This is a genomic window from Sphingomonas japonica (genome assembly GCF_006346325.1).
Lineage (GTDB): Bacteria > Pseudomonadota > Alphaproteobacteria > Sphingomonadales > Sphingomonadaceae > Sphingomonas > Sphingomonas japonica.
Genome location: NZ_VDYR01000001.1, coordinates 1331681 through 1350424 on the forward strand (window position 1 = coordinate 1331681; position 18744 = coordinate 1350424).

An 18744-nucleotide genomic window follows, 5' to 3' on the forward strand; every position below is an offset into this window, starting at 1 on the left:
CGGCGCTCATTCCGCATCGAACCGCTCCTTCAGTGCGTGGAGCGCGCGATAGGCGCGCTGCAGATCCTTTTCGACGGTACTCAGGCTGACGCCGAGTTCGCGCGCGATCGCCGCCTGACCCACCCCATCGAGGCGATAGCGGCGGAATATCGTCTCCGCACGCGGACCGAGCTGCGCCAGCGTGTCCTGCGCAATCCGCAGCCGTTCGCGCGACAGCAGCACGCGTTCGGCGCCGGGTACGACGCTCGCGTCGTTCGCGGCGTCGTGCCACGCTTCTTCGCGCCGGCCGCGAGCGGCGCCGGCGCGATGGCGGTCCCGCATCAGATTTTCGGCGGCACGAAACAGATACGACATCGGCTCGGCGATCGGCTCGCCGGGAGTGCTCGCGATCCGTTCCCACAGCGACTGAACCAGATCCTCGGCCGCATCGCCGGCGCCGCGCGCAGCCAGGAAGCGCAGCAATCGCGAGCGATTGGCGAGGAACACCTGTTGGAGACCGCCGGGATCGGCGCCGCTGTCCATCCTCGCGTGAAAGCAAGTTGTGGCACACTTGCCAAGCCCCTGCGACGCTTGCGTCATATGCATGTCACATGCTGAACGCAGGTGTTCAAAAATATGTTGCGTCGGGCTTGTAATGCTGCAACTGCGAACCGACCTTTCGGCCAGATGAACAAAAAGGCGTACGCAATGACGGCGCAATCGACAGGGACTCAAGCGATGCGAAACCCGATAAAGGCAGTGGCGATGGCGTCGCTGGCCAGCCTGCTGGCGGCTTGCGGCGGCGGCGGCGAGCAGCAGGGCCAGGGCGCTCCGCCGCCTCCGCAGGTCAACGTCGCGGTCCCGCTTCAGCGCGATGTCGTCGATTGGGACGAATATACCGGCCGGTTCGAGGCGATCCAGGATGTCGAGGTACGCCCGCGCGTGTCGGGACAGATCGACAGCGTAAATTTCAACAGCGGCCAGTCGGTCCGCCAGGGCGCGGTGCTGTTCACCATCGACCCGCGCCCGTACCGTGCCGCGCTCGGCCAAGCGCGCGCGCAGGTTTCGCGCGCCAACGCCACGCTCGCCAATGCCCGGTCTGAACTGGCGCGCGCCCAGAAGCTGCTCGATGCGCAGGCGGTCAGCCGCGAGGAATTCGAGCAGAAGCAGGCCGATGTCCGCACCGCCGCCGCCGATGTCGCCGCGGCGCGCGCGGCGCAGGACGAGGCCGAGCTCAACCTGTCGTTTACCACCGTCCGCGCTCCGGTTTCGGGCCGCGTCTCCGATCGCCGCATCAGCCGCGGCAATTACGTCGCGGAAGGCGAGACCGTGCTGACCCGCGTCGTGTCGGTCAGTCCGATCTGGTTCACCTTTGACGGGGCGGAAAGCTTCTACCTCAAATATCGTCGGCAGGATGCCACTGGCGAGCGCGGCTCGTCGCGCGACACCGCCAATCCGGTCGAGATCCAGCTGGCTGACGAGAGCGGCTGGAACTGGCGTGGACGCATGGATTTCGTCGACAATGCCATCGATCCGAACTCGGGCACGATCCGCGCGCACGCCGTCATCCAGAATCCCGACGGCTTCCTGACGCCCGGCATGTTCGGCCGCGCGCGGCTGCTCGGTTCGGGCACCTATCGCGCGATGCTGGTGCCCGAGGAATCGGTCGTGACCGATCAGGCGCGCAAGCTCGTCTACGTCGTCGGCAAGGACGGCAAGGTGGCACCGCGACCGGTCGTCACCGGACCACCGGTCGAGGGTCTGCGCGTCGTCAAGCAAGGGCTCGCACCGACCGACCGGGTCGTCATCACCGGCATCACCGCGCTTCAGCCGGGCATGCCGGTACAGGCGAAGTTGGTGAAGATGCAGCCGCGCGCCGAGAATACCGCGCCCGTGTCGCGGCCGGTGTCGGCGCCGCCCGCAGCCGAAGCGGCCCCGGCGAACTGACATGAAATTCCCGCATTTCTTCATCGACCGCCCGATCTTCGCTGCGGTCCTGTCGATCCTGATCCTGGTGTTCGGACTGGTCAGCTATCCCAGCCTGCCGGTCGCGCAATATCCGGAGATCGCGCCGCCGACCGTCGTCATCACCGCCAGCTATCCGGGCGCCAACGCCGAGACCTTGTCCGAAACGGTGGCCGCACCGATCGAGGAAGCGGTCAACGGCGTCGAGAACATGATCTACATGTCGTCGTCGTCGACCGGCGACGGCGCGGTGACGATCACCGTCACCTTCGCACAGGGCACCGACGTCGATCAGGCGCAGGTGCTGGTGCAGAACCGCGTCGCGTCCGCCGAGCCGCGCCTGCCCGAGGAAACGCGCCAGATCGGCGTGACCGTCCTGAAGAACTCTCCCGACTTCATCCTGGTGGCGATGTTCTCGTCACCCGACGGCTCGCTGTCGGAAGAATATGTCTCCAACTATGTCGGCACGCAGATCATCGACCGGCTGTCGCGGATCGAGGGCGTGGGCGGCACGCGCGGACTGGGCGGCCGCGACTATAATATGCGGATCTGGATCGATCCCGACCAGGCCGCCGCGCGCAACCTGACGGTTGACGAGATCACGACCGCGATCCGCGGCCAGAACGCCCAGGCCGCGATCGGATCGATCGGCCAGGCACCGTTCAACGGCAAGAGCGGCACCGCATTCCAGCTTGGGCTGCAGGCCGAAGGGCGGCTGACCACGCCCGAGGAATTCGGCGGCATCATCGTCAAGCGCGACGAATCGGGGGCCTTGACCCGGCTGCGCGACGTCGCCCGGATCGAACTGGGCGCCGAGGATTACACGATCAACGCATTCCTCAACGGCAAGCCGACGACCGCGGTCGCGGTGACGCAGCTGCCCGGATCGAACGCGCTCGACACTGCCGACCGCGTGATCGCGGAGCTGGACCGCGCCGCGGAGAGCTTTCCCCCCGGCATGACCTATAGCGTGCCGTACAACCCGACCGAATATATCTCGGCATCGATCGAGGCGGTGTATCATACGCTGATCGAGGCGATCATCCTGGTCGCGCTCGTCGTGCTCATCTTCCTGCAGAGCTGGCGCGCGTCGATCATCCCGATCCTCGCCATCCCGGTGTCGCTGGTCGGCAGCCTCGCGGTGCTTGGTGCATTCGGCTATTCGCTCAACTCGCTGTCGCTGTTCGGCATGGTGCTGGCGATCGGCATCGTCGTCGACGACGCCATCGTCGTCGTCGAGAATGTCGAGCGATTGATGGAGGAAAAGGGCATCAGTGCGCTGCAAGCGGCGCACGAGACGATGGACGAGGTCGGCGGCGCGCTGATCGCGATCGCGCTGGTGCTGTGCGGCGTGTTCATTCCGACCAGCTTCATCCCCGGCATCTCCGGCACCTTCTATCAGCAATTCGCACTGACCATCGCGTCGGCGACCGCTATCTCCGCGCTGGTGTCGCTGACGCTGTCGCCGGCGATGGCCGCGCTGATCCTGAAGCCCAAGGATCATGATCACCACGTACCCGCGCCGGGCGTGCGCGGATGGGGTACGCGGTTCGCGAACAGGTTCAATCGCGGTTTCGAATGGCTGTCGACCCGCTATGGCCGGCTGACCGCACGTGCGATCCGGATGATTGCGATCGTCGGCATCGTCTATATCGCGTTGATCGCGCTGACCGGATGGCGCTTCTACGCCACGCCGACCGGGTTCATCCCCGCGCAGGACCAGGGCTATGTCATCGTCGCGGCACAGTTGCCGCCGGGCGCCTCGCTGCAACGCACGACCGACGTGATGCTGCGCGCGCAGAAGATCGCGCTGGCGAACCCGGCCACCGAAAACACCGTCGCGTTTGTCGGCCTCGACGGCGCGAGCTTTTCGAGCGCGCCGAACACGGCGGCGATGTTCGTTCCGCTGAAGCCGCATGGGCAGCGCCCGCATGCCGATGCGGTGGCCAATGAACTGCGCGGAGCGTTCGGCCAGCAGATCAGCGAAGCCATGCTGCTGGTGATCCCGCCGCCGCCCGTCCAGGGCATCGGCACCGGCGGCGGCTGGAAGATGATGATCGAGGATCGCGAGAATCGCGGGCTGCCGGCCTTGGAACAGGCGGCAACCGCGATGATGATGAAGGCTAACCAGGCCGAGGGCATCACCGCAGCCTTCACGCTGTTCAACACGCGCACGCCGCGCCTGTTCGCCGATATCGACCGCGAACGCGCCGAACAGCTCGGCGTGCCGGTGTCGAACGTCTTTTCCACGCTCGGCACCTATCTCGGCTCGTCCTATGTCAACGACTTCAACTTTCTCGGGCGGACCTTCCGGGTGACGGCGCAGGCCGATGCGCCCTATCGCGACGACACTGCCGATATCGGCAACCTGCGCACGCGCAGCGCGGCCGGAAACATGGTCCCGCTCGACGCGGTAATGTCGCTGCGCAACGATAGCGGGCCGTATCGGGTCGTGCGGTACAACCTCTACCCGACCGCCGAGCTGCAGGGCAGCACCCTGCCCGGTTTCTCGAGTGGCCAGAGTCTTGCGACCATGGAACAGATCGCACGGGAGACATTGCCCGAGGGCATGGATTTCGAATGGACCGAACTGGCCTTCCAGCAGAAGCAGGCGGGCAATACCGCAGCGCTTGTCTTCGGCCTGGCCGTGCTGTTCGTGTTCCTGTTGCTCGCCGCGAATTACGAAAGCCTGGTGCTGCCGTTCGCGGTGATCCTGATCGTACCGATGTGCCTGCTTGCCGCGATCCTGGGCATCAACCTGATGGGGATGGACAACAACATCCTCACCCAGATCGGGCTGGTGGTTCTGATCGGTCTGGCAGCGAAGAACGCGATCCTGATCGTCGAATTCGCCAAGCATAACGAGGACCACGGCATGGGCCTGATGGAGGCGGCCGAACATGCGGCCGCGCAGCGCCTGCGCCCGATCCTGATGACCTCGATCGCGTTCATTCTCGGCACGCTGCCGCTGGTGATCGGATCGGGTCCGGGCGCCGAGATGCGGCAGGCGCTGGGCGTCGCGGTGTTCTTCGGCATGATCGGCGTGACGCTGTTCGGGCTGCTGTTCACCCCGGCCTTTTATGTGATGAGTCGCAAGGCGGGTGCCTGGGTGGCGAGCAAGACCCGCCGCCGCAAGCCTGTCCTGAACTCCGCCGAAGGGGGCGATGGCCCCGCCCCGCCCGCGGCCCCTACGGAGAAACCGGCATGAAGCGCCTTTCCGTCATCGCGCTGGGATTGATGGCATCGGCGTGCGCCGTCGGCCCCGACTATGCACCCCCCTCGACCCCTGGCGGCAGCGTCGCCACCGGCGGCTTTGCCGAAGCGCAGGCAAACGCCGCCGTCAGCCAGGCTCCGCTGCCCGACGCCTGGTGGCGGCTATATGACGATCCCGCGATCGACCGGCTGGTGACCGAGGCGCTGACCTACAATACCGATGTGCGCCAGGCCGCAGCGAATTTGAGGCGCGCGCGCGCAGTGCTGTCGGAGGCGCGCGGCGCGCGGCTGCCGACCACCGACCTGTCGGCGCAATATACGCGCAGCCGCACCGGCGGGAACAGCATCAACGCGCAAGGGTTCGGCGTACCCGGTGGCACCACCATCCCCTCGTTCGAGAACGACCTGTTCTCGCTCGGCTTCGACGCATCGTACGAGCTCGACCTGTTCGGACGCGTCGGGCGTTCGATCGAGGCAGCCAATGCCGATACCGCATCGGCCGCGGCACAGCTCGACGCGGCGCGCACCTCGGTGGCGGCGGAGACGGCGCGCGCCTATGCGCAGGTCTGTTCAAATTCGGCGCAGGCGATCGTGGCGCGCGACACGATCCGGTTGCAGCAGCAGACTGTCGATCTCACCCGCCGTCTGTTCGAGGCTGGGCGCGGCCAGCGCCGCGACCTGGAACGCGCAACGGCGCTACTCGCACAGACCGAGGCCGATCTGCCCGGTCTCGAGGCGGAGCGCCGCGCCGCGCTCTACGCGCTGGCGACGCTGACCGGCAAGCCGCCGGCGGAGATCGATGCGGTCGCTGCCGCCTGCACGACGCCGCCACGCGTTGCCGAGGTCTTGCCGGTCGGCGACGGTGCCGCGCTGATCGCCCGCCGCCCCGATGTTCGCGCTGCCGAGCGCCAGCTGGCCGCCGACACCGCGCGGATCGGCGTCGCCACCGCCGCGCTCTATCCGAACATCTCGCTATTGGGCGGGGTCAACCTCACCTCGGTCGCCGCCGACAATCTGATCGACGACGATTCGTTCGGCTTTTCGCTTGGCCCCCTGATCTCGTGGAGCTTTCCGAATGTGACCGCAGCGCGCGCACGCATCCGCCAGTCGGAAGCCACCGCGGAAGGATCGCTCGCCGCGTTCGACGGCGTGGTGCTGACGGCGCTGCGCGAAGTCGAGCAGGCGCTGGCACGCTATGCCGGCGAATTGACCCGTAATCGCGCGCTGGTGCGTGCCGAGCGCGCGTCGAGCGAGGCGGCGCGGCTGTCCAAGCTGCGGTTCGATTACGGCGCAGAGAGCTTCCTGCAGCTGATCGAATCCGAACAGGAGCGCGCCCAGAACCGGGCCGCTCTGGCTGCCTCGAACGCGGTGCTTTCGGATGCGCAGGTCACGCTGTTCAAGGCGCTCGGCGGTGGCTGGGCGGATGCGCCCGAGCCGGTACGGCGCGAGAGCGCCGGCTGATGTCGATCGCGCCGTTTCCGGCGTTCAGGCATCGACCTTTGCTGGCGCCATCAGCGCATCGGTAAACTTCTTGCGCCACCAGATGACGTCCTCGCCTTCGACATTGTCCATCATCGTGCGCCAGCGGGCGATACGTTCGTCGCGATCCATCTTGAGCGCCTGGACGATCGCGTCGGACATCTCCTCGGCGCTGTAGGGATTGATCAACACCGCCCCGCCTTCCAATTGCGCCGCCGCGCCGGCGAAGCGCGACAGGATCAGCACGCCTGGATCGGCCGGGTCCTGCGCCGCGACATATTCCTTTGCGACCAGGTTCATGCCATCGCGCAGCGGCGTCACCAGCCCAATGCGCGCAGCGCGATAGATGCCGGCGAGCTGGTCGCGCGGATAGCCCTGATTGACGTAGCGGATCGGTACCCAGTCGACATCGGCATAGGCGCCGTTGATCCGCCCCGACAATCCTTCCAGCGTCGCGCGAATCTTGCGATAGCTCTCGACCGCGCCGCGCGAAGGGGGTGCGATCTGGAGCAGGAACACTTCCTTGCGCTCTTCGGGATGTTCCTGAAGGAAGCGCTCATATCCCAGGAAGCGCTCCTCCAGCCCCTTGGAATAGTCGAGCCGATCGACCCCGACGATCAGGTCGCGTCCGACCGCGCTGTCGCGCATCCGGCGATAGGCGAGCCGCGCGGTCGGCGATTTCGATGCGGCGACGAACTCGGTGGTGTCGATGCCGATCGGCGCGGCCATCACCTGCAACTGGCGACCGTCCAGGGTCAGGACATCCCCGTCGAGTTGGGCGCCGAGATCGTCGATCGCATAGTCGCAGAAGCTGTCGAGCCATTCCTGGGTGTGAAAGCCGATCACGTCGTACGCAAACAGCGTCCGCACCAGCTCTGCCGCTTCGGGCAATGCGCCGAGCAGACGGCGCGGCGGCCAGGGGATGTGGAGGAAGAAGCCGATACGGTTGTCGCATCCCCGCTCGCGCAGCGACTGGCCGAGCGGGAACATGTGATAGTCCTGGATCCAGATCACGTCGCTCGGCTGGACCAGCGGGCGGACGGTATCGGCGAAGCGATCGTTGACCCGCTGATATCCGCCCGCGAAGCCGCGTTCATATTCCGCAAGGTCGATACGATAGTGAAACAACGGCCACAGCGTGCGATTGGCATAGCCGTTATAATATTCGTCGACGTCCTGTTCCTCTAGGTCGACCATTGCCGTCGTGACGCCGCCGCCCTGCTGAAAATGGATATGCCCGTTGAACTGATCGATCGTCTCGCCGGACCAGCCGAACCAGATGCCACCATTTTCCCGCAATGCCGCCGACAGCGCGACCGCCAACCCGCCTTGCGCCCCCGAATGCGAGTCCTTGGGTGCGGAAACACGGTTGGAAATGATGATCAGGCGGCTCAACGAATGGCACTCCAAGGTCTGCTGAGAAGAACGGCACAATTGATCATGCCGACAAGCGAATAGGTTTGCGGGTAATTGCCCCACAATTCGCCGGTCGCGGGGTCGATATCTTCCGACAACAGACCGGCTGCGGTACGCCGTGATAGCATTTCATCGAACAAGATACGAGCATCCGCATCACGACCGGTGAAATGCAGCGCTTCGATCAGCCAAAAAGTGCACACGTTGAACGCGGTTTCCGGCAGTCCGAAGTCATCCTCGGTGTCATAGCGCAGCATGTGCGAGCCGCGCCTTAACCCGTGTTCGACCGCCTCCAGCGTGCTGCGAAAGCGCGGGTCGTCAGGCTTGAGGAAGCGCAGGTCGAGCAGCTGGATCAGGCTGGCGTCGAGGTCGTCGCCGGAGAAGGTCGCCGACAATCGCTGCGTATCCTCGCGCCACGCCTTGTCCTCGATATTCGCGTGCATCGTATCGGCACGGTCCTGCCAGAAGGTCTGGCGATCTGGCAGGCCAAGCCGCTCTGCTGCATTGGCGAGGCGGTCGCACGCCGCCCAGCACATCGCCGCCGAATAGGTGTGGACCGATTGCCGCGTGCGCAGTTCCCACAGGCCCGCATCGGGCTTGTCGTACAGCGCCCAGGCACGCTCGCCAACGCGTTCGAGCGCTTCGAAATCCTCGTGCCCGGCCATGCGCAGCAATCGCTGGTCGAAGAAGGCCTGCACATTCGACAGGATGATCTGGCCATAGGCGTCGTGCTGGACCTGCTCATAGGCCTGGTTACCGATCCGTACCGGGCCCATGCCGCGATAGCCGGCCAGTCGCGGCGCCTGGACCTCGGTCAATTCCGCCTCCCCCAGCACGCCGTAGAGCGGCTGGATGTTACCGCCCTTGGCATCGTCGACGATGTTGCGCAGATAGCCGAGATAGCCTTCGAGCACGTCGAGCGCGCCCACGCGGTTGAGCGCCTGCACCGTGTAATAGGCGTCGCGCACCCAGCAATAGCGATAGTCCCAGTTGCGCTGCGATCCGGCATGTTCGGGCAGCGACGTCGTCAGAGCCGCGACGATCGCGCCGGTTTCCTCGTGCTGGCAAAGCTTCAGCGTGATGGCGGAGCGGATCACCACGTCCTGCCATTCGAACGGCGTCGCGAGGCCGCGCGCCCAATGCTGCCAATGGTGCGTGGTATAGGCCAGCATCTCCTCGACCGTGGTCGCGATGTCGCCCGAAAAGCTCTCATCCGGCCCGAGGAAGAAGTGCATCGGCCGCTCGACCCGAAACGAGCGCTCGTCCTGCATCAAACCGACCGGCGCGTTGGTCGTCAGCCGCAGCTGCAGCCCGTCGAGCAGATAGCGGACATGGTTCGACCCGCTGGTCGTGACGACATTGGGATCACCCCAGTTGCGAGTCGGGCGCAGCCGCACCCTGATCCGCGGGCTGCCCTTGATCGGGCGGACGATGCGCACGAATGACACCGGCCGATAGGTGCGTCCGAGCCGTTCAAACCGCGGACAGAAGTCGAGGATCTCGATGGAGTTGCCCCCGGCGTCGGTCAGGGTGCTGACTAGGATCGGGGTGTTGGTGCGATACTCCTGCTCGACCGAGACGCAGTCCTCGAGATCGATCGCCCAAAGCCCCACGGCATCCCCCGATGCCGGGTCGCGGCCGTCGAGGAGCGAGCAGAACAGCGGATCGCCATCGACGCGTGGAACGCATCCCCAAACGAACCGGGCAGAGCGATCGATCAGTGCGCTGACCTGGCAATTGCCGATCGGCCACAGGTCCAGCGTCGGGGTCACCGTGCAGCCGGGCATGCCGCCTCCAGCCATGCCAACGCCTCGGCAACGCCATCCAAGCGATAGACCGCCGCGCTGTCGCGATCCGGCCCGATCAGGATGCCGTCACCGCCCATCGCCGAAACCGCCTCGAACCCGTCTTCGTCCGTCACGTCGTCCCCCAGAAAGATCGGGCAGCCGTCGGAAAACGGCATTTCGCCCATCAATGTCTCGATCGCGCTGCCCTTGTGCCCGCCAGCAGCGCGTACCTCGAACACCATCTTGCCGCGCTGCAACGGCAGACCGTGTGCCTGCGCCACGGCGACCGCAAGCGCTTCGGCCTGCTTGGCGAGGTGCGGTGCCTCGCGATAATGCAGCCCGATGCCCAGCGGCTTGGACTCGACCAGAATGCCGTCGCGGCCCTCGGCGAATTCCTCGAAGCGTGCACGCACCCGCTGAAGCGCCTCGGGCGGGTCGGGCTGCTCGACGCTGCCGTCGGCGCGGGCGAATTCCAGGCCATGGCTGCCGCTGACGACAACACCGTGGTCCGGCAGCAGGCGGGCGAGCGTGTCGACGCTGCGCCCGCTGACCAGCGCCAGACGGCCGTCGAGCGCGGACGCGAGCCGCGCCAGCAAATCACGCAGGCCCGGCGGGATCGCGACATCGTCGGGCCGGTCGGCAATTTCGACCAGCGTGCCATCGAAGTCGAGGAACAGGGTGGCGCCGCGCAGCAGGTCGGTCGGGGGGCGGAGACGCGCGGATTTTTCCGGCAACGGCCGGTCGCTCGCATCGATGTCAATCATGGCCCTAGAAGCGCCCGAGCCGCGGCAGCGTTCCGACCGGATACGGTTTTTTTGCTAGGCAGCGAAACGCGCTCGATTATTCGGTGCGGGGTTGGAGAACTCCATGTCCTCGTCGATCGATCCAAAGCGGAGCGCCATCATGTCGCGCGCGTAATTCTGGTGCACGCGCCACGGCGCCTTGTCGCCCTGCCGCGGGAACCGGGAAATCCCGCGTTCGACATAACCTGAGGAGAAATCGAGAAATGGCTCGGCGGCGATCATGCCGGTGACTCGCGGCGTCACCTGGCGCATCCCGCGCGCACGCATCGTGTTGAGCAGCCGCGCGACATAGCCGGCGGTGAGGTCGGCCTTCAGCGTCCAAGAGGCGTTGGTATAGCCGAACGACAAAGCGAGATTGGGGATGTCGGAGAACATCATCCCCTTGTAGTTGATCGATTGCGATGCATCGACGCGAGCCCCGTCCACGGTGAGCGGGATGTCGCTCATCAACTGCAGGTCGAGACCCGTGGCGGTGACGACGATGTCGGCGGCAAGCGTGTCCCCCGATTCGAGCGCGATGCCCTCCGGCACGAACCGCGCGATGCGATCGGTGACGACCGCGGCGCGACCGGCATTGATCGCGTCGAACAGATCGCCGTCGGGCACGACGCACAGCCGCTGATCCCAAGGATTGTACGACGGCGTGAAATGCGTGGCGACATCATAGCCCGGGTTCAGCCGATCGCGTACCCAGCCGATCAGCCGCTGTTTCGCCTTGGCCGGCTTGCGGCGCATGAAGTTGAACGAGATCAGCCCGATGCCGACATTGCGCCAGCGGATCGCGTGATAGGCGGCGCGCGCGGGCAGGATGCGTCGCAGCACCCTTGCCATCGCATCCTCGGACGGCAGCGCGACGACATAGCTTGGCGAGCGCTGCAGCATCGTCACGTGCACCGCCGATTTCGCCAGTTCGGGGATCAGCGTCACCGCCGTCGCGCCGCTGCCGATGACGACCACGCGCTTGCCCGCATAGTCGAGCGCTTCGGGCCAGAACTGGGGATGGACGATGGTACCGGCAAAGCTGTCGCTGCCGGCGAAGTCGGGCGTGTAGCCCTTGGCGTAATTATAATAGCCGGTGCACATGTAGAGGAAGCTGCACGTCACCTGCGATCGCCTGCCCTCGTGCTCGACCGTCACGGTCCATGTCGCGTCCAGGGTCGACCAATCGGCAGCGACGATGCGGTGGCGGAAGCGGATGTGGCGATCGATCCCGTTCTCGCGCGCCGCTTCGCCAAGATACTCGAGGATCGAAGCGCCGTCGGTGATCGACTTGGCGCCGGTCCACGGCTTGAAGCGATAGCCCAGCGTGAACATGTCCGAATCGGACCGCACACCGGGATAGCGAAACAGGTCCCAGGTGCCGCCAATCGCGCCGCGCCCCTCGAAGATCGCATAGCTGCGATCGGGCGCGCGGGTCTTGAGATGATAGCCGGCGCCGATCCCGCTGATCCCCGCGCCCACGATCACCACGTCGAAATGCTCGGTCGCCATATCCGGTCCCTCCACGATACCGGCTATTCGATTTCGCTTTGAAACGGAAGCGGCCATGCCGCGCGACGATCGGTCAATAGTCCTTCGAGTAGCGCAGATTGACGCTCGACCCGCCGAACGATCCGGTCTGCGACAACAGGCTCAGCGCCTTCGACAATGCCACTTCCAGCTGGGTCGCGGTGAAGCCGCGAGCGTCGGTGATGATCTCGACATAGATGTCGTCGGTCAGATACTGGCCCGCTGCCAGCGCCGTGCCGCGGCCCCCCGCTTCGTCAGCGCCCAGGATGCGCAGCCGGTCGATGCCCGCCGCCTGGCGCAGCTCGCCCAGCGGATTGAGCCCGCCCCCGGACCCGCGCAGCGAATTGAGTGCTGCCGCGAGCTGGATCGCCTCGGTCGCCGACAGATTGGTGACCGAGCTGCCGAACAACAACCGCGCGAGCACTTCGTCCTGCGCGAGCGCGGGGGTCGAGGTGAAGCTGAGCTGCGGACGCTGCGCCGTACCGGTCACCTGGATGATCGCGGTGATACCTTCCGCAGTGGTGCTGGCGGCGATGTTGATCGTCGGATTGGTGTAATCGGGCGTGCCGGAGAAATCGACGATGCCGCGATCGAGTTCGAACCGCTTGCCTGCGAACGAATAGGTGCCGCGCACCGCTTCGATGCGGCCGGCGATGGTCGGCGCGGCCGAGGTGCCGCCGACGCGCAGATCGGCATCCCATTCGGATTCGAGTCCCATTCCGGACACGTACAGCTTCTCGTCGGCGCGGAGCCGGATCGCGAGGCGGAACAGCCCTGGCGGCCCGGCGGCGGCAGCGGCACGCTGCTCCTGGGTCTGCACGGCATCGCTCTTGCGGCGGATGCCGGAGAGCTCGGGAACTTCAGCTGCTCCCTGGCGGATGATCTGATAGCGCGCTTCGGGAATCCGGATATCGCCTTCGATCAGTCCGCCGTCCGCGCCGTTCGTGACGCGCACCGTGCCGGTCGCGGTTGCGCCAAGCATGTCGCTGCGTGCCAGCCGGGCATTGTCGAGCGTGGCGCGGATATCGACCGGAAAACCGCTGTCGGCGGCGAAGCCCACCGTTCCCTGCGCCTTGACCGTGCCATCGCCCGCGCGCGCGGTGAGTTCGGTCAGCTCGAAGCGATCATTGGTGAAACGGCCGTTGATCCGCATCGCCGACAGCCGCGTTCCGAAGCTTTCATTGTCATAGGTCAGCGCATTGGCGCGGATGACGCCGGCCAGCTGCGGACGGCTGAGACGACCGCCGAAATCGGCGGCGATGCCGATCGGTCCCGACAATTGCTGATCGGCGAGCCCGGCCAGCGAGAACAGCACGCTCGACGGACCATTATAGCGGATTCCGCCGTCGAGCGGCGCGGAAAGCAGGCGTTCGCTCCAGGAGCCACCCGCCCCCGGCGGACGCAGCGTCGCGACCATCCTTCCCACGGTGGTACCACGGCGGCGGACCAGCGCGCGCGCCTCGCCACCCGACGTGTCGAGCCGGCCGTTGAAGGCAATGTTGACCGGCTCCGACACGGTGGCGAGGCTGGAACGGGTAAAGCCGGCGATGTTGAGCTTCGCATCCGCGGTCGGGAAAACCGCGCCCGCCGCCTGCGCGAAATCGAGGCTGCCGCTCGCCGTCCCGTCCACTCCCAGCCCGGGCGACAGCGCGTTGAGCAGTTGCAGATCGAGGCTGTCGAGCCGGGTCTGCAGCGTGATGCCGCTGCCATAGCTGCCGGCGATCCGCGCCGATCCCTGATCGAACACGATCCGCGTCGGCGCGAGGCGATACTCGCCGTCCGCGATCGCGATCCGCGCCGGGTTCTGGGTGCGGAAATCGATGCCATTGCCTTCGCCGCTCAGCGCGACGAGGATCTGCTGTGGGCTGAGCCGGGCATTGGCGGCGACGCGGAACGGCACGCCCGACGATCCTTCGGCAAGCGCCTGAACGGAACCGCTGCCGCCGCGATAGTCGCCCTTGGCGCGTGCCTTGGTGACGACGAACTCGCCCTGGCGGAAATTGGCGACCTGCGCGTCGAACACCACGGCCGGCGCATCGTCGTAGAGCACCGCTGACCCGGTCAGTAGCGCGCGGCCGATGGTGATGCCCATATCGCCGGGAATGCGCGCATTGCTGGCGCGCGCATCGACCGCGACGGTCTGGAAACGGCCCTGCCCGCCCAGCCGCGCATTGCCCGCGACGCCCGATCCGGCAAAGTCGAGCGCGCCGGTGAACGGCCCGGCGTCGCTGGCCTGGATGCGGCCGTTGAAATTGATTCCGGCAAAGCGGGTGTCGCGGATATCGGCCGTCAGCCGGGGCGCGGTGCGCAGAACGACATTGGCGTTGAACGGCCCGTAATCGGTGCCGCCGGTGGCGCGGATGGCATAGGCATCACCCTGCCCGCGGATCAGTGCTTCGAGATCGACGAGGCCAACCCCTACTCCGGGACGCGGTGCACGCACCAGCACCACCGGCGCCAACAGCGATCCCGTCACGCGCGCCGAAAGCGGACCATAGGCGTCGGACACGGCATTGGCGTTGACCAGCAACGGTCCGGCCGGATCGTACCGTCCCGATCCGCCCGTCACGCGAAATAACGGCGCGTTCAGCCGGAGATTGTCGAAGGTGATGATTCCGTCCGGTCCCATCGCCAGGTTGACCGCGGTGGTCGCGTTACCGCCCAGGAAGTTGCGGATGCCGTCGTTGAACAGCTGCGACGTCTGCGCGACGATCCGGCCGCGAATGCCGAAGCCGCCGCCGGGCGCGGTGTAGAGGTCGGCATCGGTAGTGACGTCGAGGATACCGATCGACGCCACCTCATAATCGTTGACGCGGCCCTTCAGCGCGCCGGTATAGCGCCCGCTGCCGAGGTCGGCGACGACGATCGCCGTCGCGTCCACCCGGTCAGAACGGATGCGCAGGTTGTCCGACAGGATTTGATCGCCCGAATAGGCAAGGTCGCCGTTGATCGATACGTTGGTCAGCAGCCCGCCGACCGCCTCGTTGAGCCCGCCGACGCGCGCGGCGCGGGCGTTGATCGGCACGAGGATACGATCGGCATCGACCGTCGCGCGCCCTTCGGCGAACAGCTGCTCGACGACGGTCTCGCCAAAGCCGATCGACGCTGCCTGCACCTTATAGTCGACGGTCGGCGTCGCGAAGGCGCCATCGAGCGCCACCGCCGCCCGCACCGAACGCCCTGTCAAATTCTCGGCGATCGCGCCGGGGGTAAGCAGCAGCGCCTCTACCCGGAAATTGCCGAAGCGGCTGTTGCCGAGATCGAGCAGCCCCTGCGTCGCCAGCGCGAACGCGTCGGAGCGCAGCCGCAGCCGGGTATCGACGCGGCGCTGTTCGAGCATGGTCGCGTCGAGCGCGACCTGCAGATAGGGAGCCGTCAGCCGCTCAACCGGCCCTTGCAGGTACAGCCCGGGCTGCGCGCGTCCGCGCACCTGGAACGCACCGTCGCGCGCTGAGATCGCGAGGTTGGCAAGGTCCGCGCCGCCGAGCGTGCCTGCCAGCCGCCCCTGCCAGCGTGACCAGCTGCCCGCGCCGTCGATGGTCACGAACAGCGGCGCCTCCAGTTTCGCCATGCTGCCGATCAGGCCGCCAACGGGCGCATTGAGCTTGAGGTCGATGTCGAGCTTGTCGTCGTCGGGCACCGCGTCGAGCCGCACGGTCATGCGGTCGCCACCCGCGACCCCTGCTCCGGCGATCGTCGCGGCGTTGGCGACGATCCGCGCGCGACGGTCGGCGATATGCGCTTCGCCCGCGATCCGCGCGATATAGCGCTGTCCGGCAACCGCTTCGCCCAGTTCGATACGGTCGATCGCGAACCGGTTGACGTCGATGTCGAGGTCGGGAAGCAGCGGCGCGTCGGGATCGCTCGGCTGCGGGATCAGTTCGGGATTGCGCGCATAGCGCACCAGCGGGCTGGTCAGCGAGCGGACATCGACATGATTGCTGGCGAACGCAAACGGCCGCCAATCGACCGCGAGGCTTGGCGAGGTCAGGAAGACGCCCTTGGGATCGCTGACGCGCACGTCGCGCAGCGTCATCGCGCCGTATAGCGAGCCTTCGATACGGCCGACCCGGACATTGAGCCCCGACGCGGTGGTGTACCCCGCGATCTGGTCGGCGACGAGGCGGCGCCCGGGGCCGGTGTTGATCCCCAGCACGATCAGCAGCAGCAGGATCGCCAGCCCACCGATGACGATGCCGAGCCATTTGACGATCCGCTGCCACACGGGCGGCTTGATCGCCACGTGCGTTTCGGTCATCTCGGGCACCATGTCTTCGGCCATCAGAATGCCTGCCCGATCGAGATGTACAAGGCGATCAGCGATTCGCCTTCCTGACGGTTGATCGGCGTGGCGACGTCGACGCGAAGCGGCCCGAAATTGGTATAGAAGCGTCCGCCGATCCCCGCACCGAAGCGCAGGTCCTTGCCCTTGGGCAGCGATGAGTCATAGACCTGTCCGGCGTCGAGGAACGGCACGATCCCGAAATTACCGAAGCGATAGCGCGCCTCGATCGCGAACTCGTTGAGGCTGCGCCCGCCGACCGGCCGGAAGATCGTCGGCGCATCCTCCTCCTCTGGATCGGTCGGGTCGAAATCTGGATTGGGCTCTTCGGTGCGCGGCCCCAGTTCCTGGAAGCCGAACCCACGCACCGATCCGCCGCCACCCGCATAATAGCGCCGCGACGGCGCGAGGTCGTCGCGATCGATCCCTGCGATCGATCCGGCGCGTGCGCGTCCGGCCAGCACGATGCTGTCGGTGATCGGGAAATATCCGGTCGCCTCGACCATCGTGCGCGCATAGAAGCCGGCGCCGCCCTGGATCGAGGTTTCGGGGCTGAGGTTGAGCTTGAGGCGGAAGCCCTTGGTCGGATTGAGCAGGTCGTCCGACGTGTCGAACCCGGCGAACAACGGCAGCGCGCCGATGAAATAGGTGTCGCGGACACGCTCGCCCAAGTCGAAATCGAAGCGATCTTCATTGGTCCCGACTAGTTCGAAGCCATAATAATAGGTGAAGCGCTTCTGCCAGATCGGCGTCGAGTCATACGAGATGCGGCCGGCAACGGTACCGGTGAATGCTTCGAACGCTTCGTAGTCCGACCGGTTTGCGCTCGCCAGCAGCGATACGGTACGGTCTCGGCGCCCTGCGTTCGAGCGGCGGAAGGTGACCCCCAGTCCCTGCTCCTGGGTGCCGGCGATGACGTTGCCGATCAGCGCGCCTTCGGGCGGGAACAGGTTGCGATGCGTCCACGTCCCCTCGATCCGCACCCCCTGCCCCGTGCCATAGCCCGCTTCGGCGGCCAGCGTGCGCGGCGGCCCGGCGTCCTGCCGCACCAGCAGGTCGACATATTCGGTGCCGTCCGGCCCGGGCTGCCCGGTCCGCTTCGGTTCGACCGACACCGTCGAGAACAGCCCGGTGGCGACCAGCGCCTCGCGCAGGTCGTCGACCTTGCGATTGTCGTACAGCTCGTCGCGGTCGAACCGGGCAAGGACGCCGACATGCTCGGCATCGAACGCCAGATCGCCTTCGGTGGTATAGCCGCCGAAGGAGGCGCGCGGCCCCGTCGTCACCGGCAAGGTGTAGTCACCCCGGAAGCTGGTCTCGTCGAGCAGGATGTCACGCTGACCGACCTCGGCGAACGGATAGCCCTGCTGCGGCAGCTTGAGTGCGACATTGGCTTCGGCGCCCTGCACCCGTTCGGCCTCGATCGGATCGCCGACCGCAAGCGGCAGCTCGCGATCGATCAGCCCGGCAGGTACGGTCGGCTCGGCCTTCACCATGATCGAGCCGAGCTTGTACTGCTCGCCGGGCGTGGCGGTGATCACCGCGCGCAGATTGCCCGAATTGGCCGGATTCTGCTCGACGACCGAGGTGGCGGTCGCGTCGTAATAGCCAAGCGACCGCATCAGCCGGATCGCAAGCTGCTCGTCTTCGCGCGCCCGCGCGGAAACCATCACGGCATTGTCCGCTTCGCCGTCCCCTTCTTCTAGCGCGGACAGCGCCTCGAACTGGCCGTCGAGGCCCAGTTCCTCCAGCCCCGTGACCACGGTGGTGTATTTGATCTCGATGGCATCGGGGTCCTCGCCCTCGGCGAGTTCGGTTGCCGGTGTCACGTCGAACTGATCGAGCGGCACCAGCGGCTGGGCCAGCTCGCTGTCCTGCGCGGTCGGTGTCGCCGGTACCACAACCGTCCCGTCCTGCGCGGTCGCCGGGGTGCCGGGTTGCTGCGGCAACGGCGCGGCCGGGGTCTCGAAATCGGCCATCGGCTCGAGCGGGGCGTTCGGATCGTCGCTGAGCGCGGGAAGCGCGGCGTCGAATTCGGGTTCGGGAACGATCGGATCGACCTGCGGCACCGCGGCATCCGGCGTTTCGCCCGTCGACGTCGTCGCTTGCGGCACATCCGCCGACACCGACTGCTGGGCGGAAGCCGCGTATGGGAAAGCCGACACGGAGGCCAGCAACAACGTCAATCCTGCAATGTCACTACGCGTTGGTCGCACGTGCCCCCCAATGGCATGTTCTAGGGAGACGGACGCGCCATTGCCCCTTCGCACCGCCCTTAACGCATTTTGGATCGTTTCGCTCCCCTATCGAG

At 66.4% G+C, this 18744-nt stretch carries 10 protein-coding genes; 3 read left to right on the top strand and 7 right to left on the bottom strand.

Annotated features, from left to right (window positions below):
* Positions 1 to 6 precede the first annotated feature (6 nt).
* Positions 7 to 522 (bottom strand): RNA polymerase sigma factor, encoded by a 516-nt coding sequence (locus FHY50_RS06680; RefSeq protein ID WP_140047714.1) that lies wholly within the window; start codon positions 520 to 522, stop codon positions 7 to 9.
* A gap of 195 nt (positions 523 to 717) precedes the next feature.
* On the opposite strand from FHY50_RS06680, the gene FHY50_RS06685 reads away from it, so the two are divergent.
* Genes FHY50_RS06685 through FHY50_RS06695 form a run of 3 tightly spaced genes read left to right on the top strand, consistent with a single transcriptional unit; the run spans position 718 to position 6618 of the window.
* The gene (locus FHY50_RS06685) at positions 718 to 1926 is read left to right on the top strand and encodes an efflux RND transporter periplasmic adaptor subunit (protein WP_140047715.1); all 1209 of its coding nucleotides are present in this window, start codon (positions 718 to 720) and stop codon (positions 1924 to 1926) included.
* 1 nt (position 1927) lies between these two features.
* Positions 1928 to 5152 carry an efflux RND transporter permease subunit gene (locus FHY50_RS06690; protein ID WP_140047716.1) on the top strand — a complete coding sequence of 1075 codons (3225 nt, stop codon included), beginning with the start codon at positions 1928 to 1930 and terminating at the stop codon, positions 5150 to 5152.
* Positions 5149 to 6618, top strand: a complete 1470-nt coding sequence (locus tag FHY50_RS06695; RefSeq protein WP_140047717.1) for an efflux transporter outer membrane subunit — start codon at positions 5149 to 5151, stop codon at positions 6616 to 6618. Before FHY50_RS06690 ends, FHY50_RS06695 begins: the two co-directional genes overlap by 4 nt.
* A gap of 24 nt (positions 6619 to 6642) precedes the next feature.
* Here the strand turns inward: FHY50_RS06695 and FHY50_RS06700 are convergent, their stop codons facing one another.
* The 6 genes from FHY50_RS06700 to FHY50_RS06725 form a co-directional block, all read right to left on the bottom strand.
* Complete coding sequence (locus tag FHY50_RS06700; protein ID WP_140047718.1) at positions 6643 to 8031, bottom strand: alpha,alpha-trehalose-phosphate synthase (UDP-forming); 1389 nt, start codon at positions 8029 to 8031, stop codon at positions 6643 to 6645.
* A complete protein-coding gene (locus tag FHY50_RS06705) occupies positions 8028 to 9854 on the bottom strand; it encodes a glycoside hydrolase family 15 protein (protein ID WP_243846587.1) in 1827 nt (608 codons plus the stop codon). Before FHY50_RS06705 ends, FHY50_RS06700 begins: the two co-directional genes overlap by 4 nt.
* Positions 9821 to 10603 (bottom strand): trehalose-phosphatase, encoded by a 783-nt coding sequence (otsB, locus tag FHY50_RS06710; RefSeq protein WP_140047719.1) that lies wholly within the window; start codon positions 10601 to 10603, stop codon positions 9821 to 9823. The genes FHY50_RS06705 and otsB overlap by 34 nt, the downstream gene beginning before the upstream one ends.
* 54 nt (positions 10604 to 10657) lie before the next feature.
* Positions 10658 to 12133: a flavin-containing monooxygenase gene (locus FHY50_RS06715; RefSeq protein WP_140047720.1), complete on the bottom strand. Its 1476-nt coding sequence runs from the start codon at positions 12131 to 12133 to the stop codon at positions 10658 to 10660.
* Positions 12134 to 12206: 73 nt separating this feature from the next.
* Entirely contained in the window at positions 12207 to 16433 is a 4227-nt protein-coding gene (locus tag FHY50_RS06720; RefSeq protein WP_140047721.1) for a translocation/assembly module TamB domain-containing protein, read from the bottom strand.
* Positions 16433 to 18613 (bottom strand): autotransporter assembly complex protein TamA, encoded by a 2181-nt coding sequence (locus tag FHY50_RS06725; RefSeq protein WP_420030877.1) that lies wholly within the window; start codon positions 18611 to 18613, stop codon positions 16433 to 16435. Before FHY50_RS06725 ends, FHY50_RS06720 begins: the two co-directional genes overlap by 1 nt.
* Positions 18614 to 18744 lie beyond the last annotated feature (131 nt).

What these genes read in the sequence shown, in the direction of transcription:
- FHY50_RS06680 (WP_140047714.1), bottom strand. Translation starts at nt 522, where the DNA reads ATGGACAGCGGCGCCGATCCCGGCGGTCTCCAACAGGTGTTCCTCGCC.
- FHY50_RS06685 (WP_140047715.1), top strand. Translation starts at nt 718, where the DNA reads ATGCGAAACCCGATAAAGGCAGTGGCGATGGCGTCGCTGGCCAGCCTG.
- FHY50_RS06690 (WP_140047716.1), top strand. Translation starts at nt 1,928, where the DNA reads ATGAAATTCCCGCATTTCTTCATCGACCGCCCGATCTTCGCTGCGGTC.
- FHY50_RS06695 (WP_140047717.1), top strand. Translation starts at nt 5,149, where the DNA reads ATGAAGCGCCTTTCCGTCATCGCGCTGGGATTGATGGCATCGGCGTGC.
- FHY50_RS06705 (WP_243846587.1), bottom strand. Translation starts at nt 9,854, where the DNA reads ATGGCTGGAGGCGGCATGCCCGGCTGCACGGTGACCCCGACGCTGGAC.
- otsB (WP_140047719.1), bottom strand. Translation starts at nt 10,603, where the DNA reads ATGATTGACATCGATGCGAGCGACCGGCCGTTGCCGGAAAAATCCGCG.
- FHY50_RS06715 (WP_140047720.1), bottom strand. Translation starts at nt 12,133, where the DNA reads ATGGCGACCGAGCATTTCGACGTGGTGATCGTGGGCGCGGGGATCAGC.
- FHY50_RS06720 (WP_140047721.1), bottom strand. Translation starts at nt 16,433, where the DNA reads ATGGCCGAAGACATGGTGCCCGAGATGACCGAAACGCACGTGGCGATC.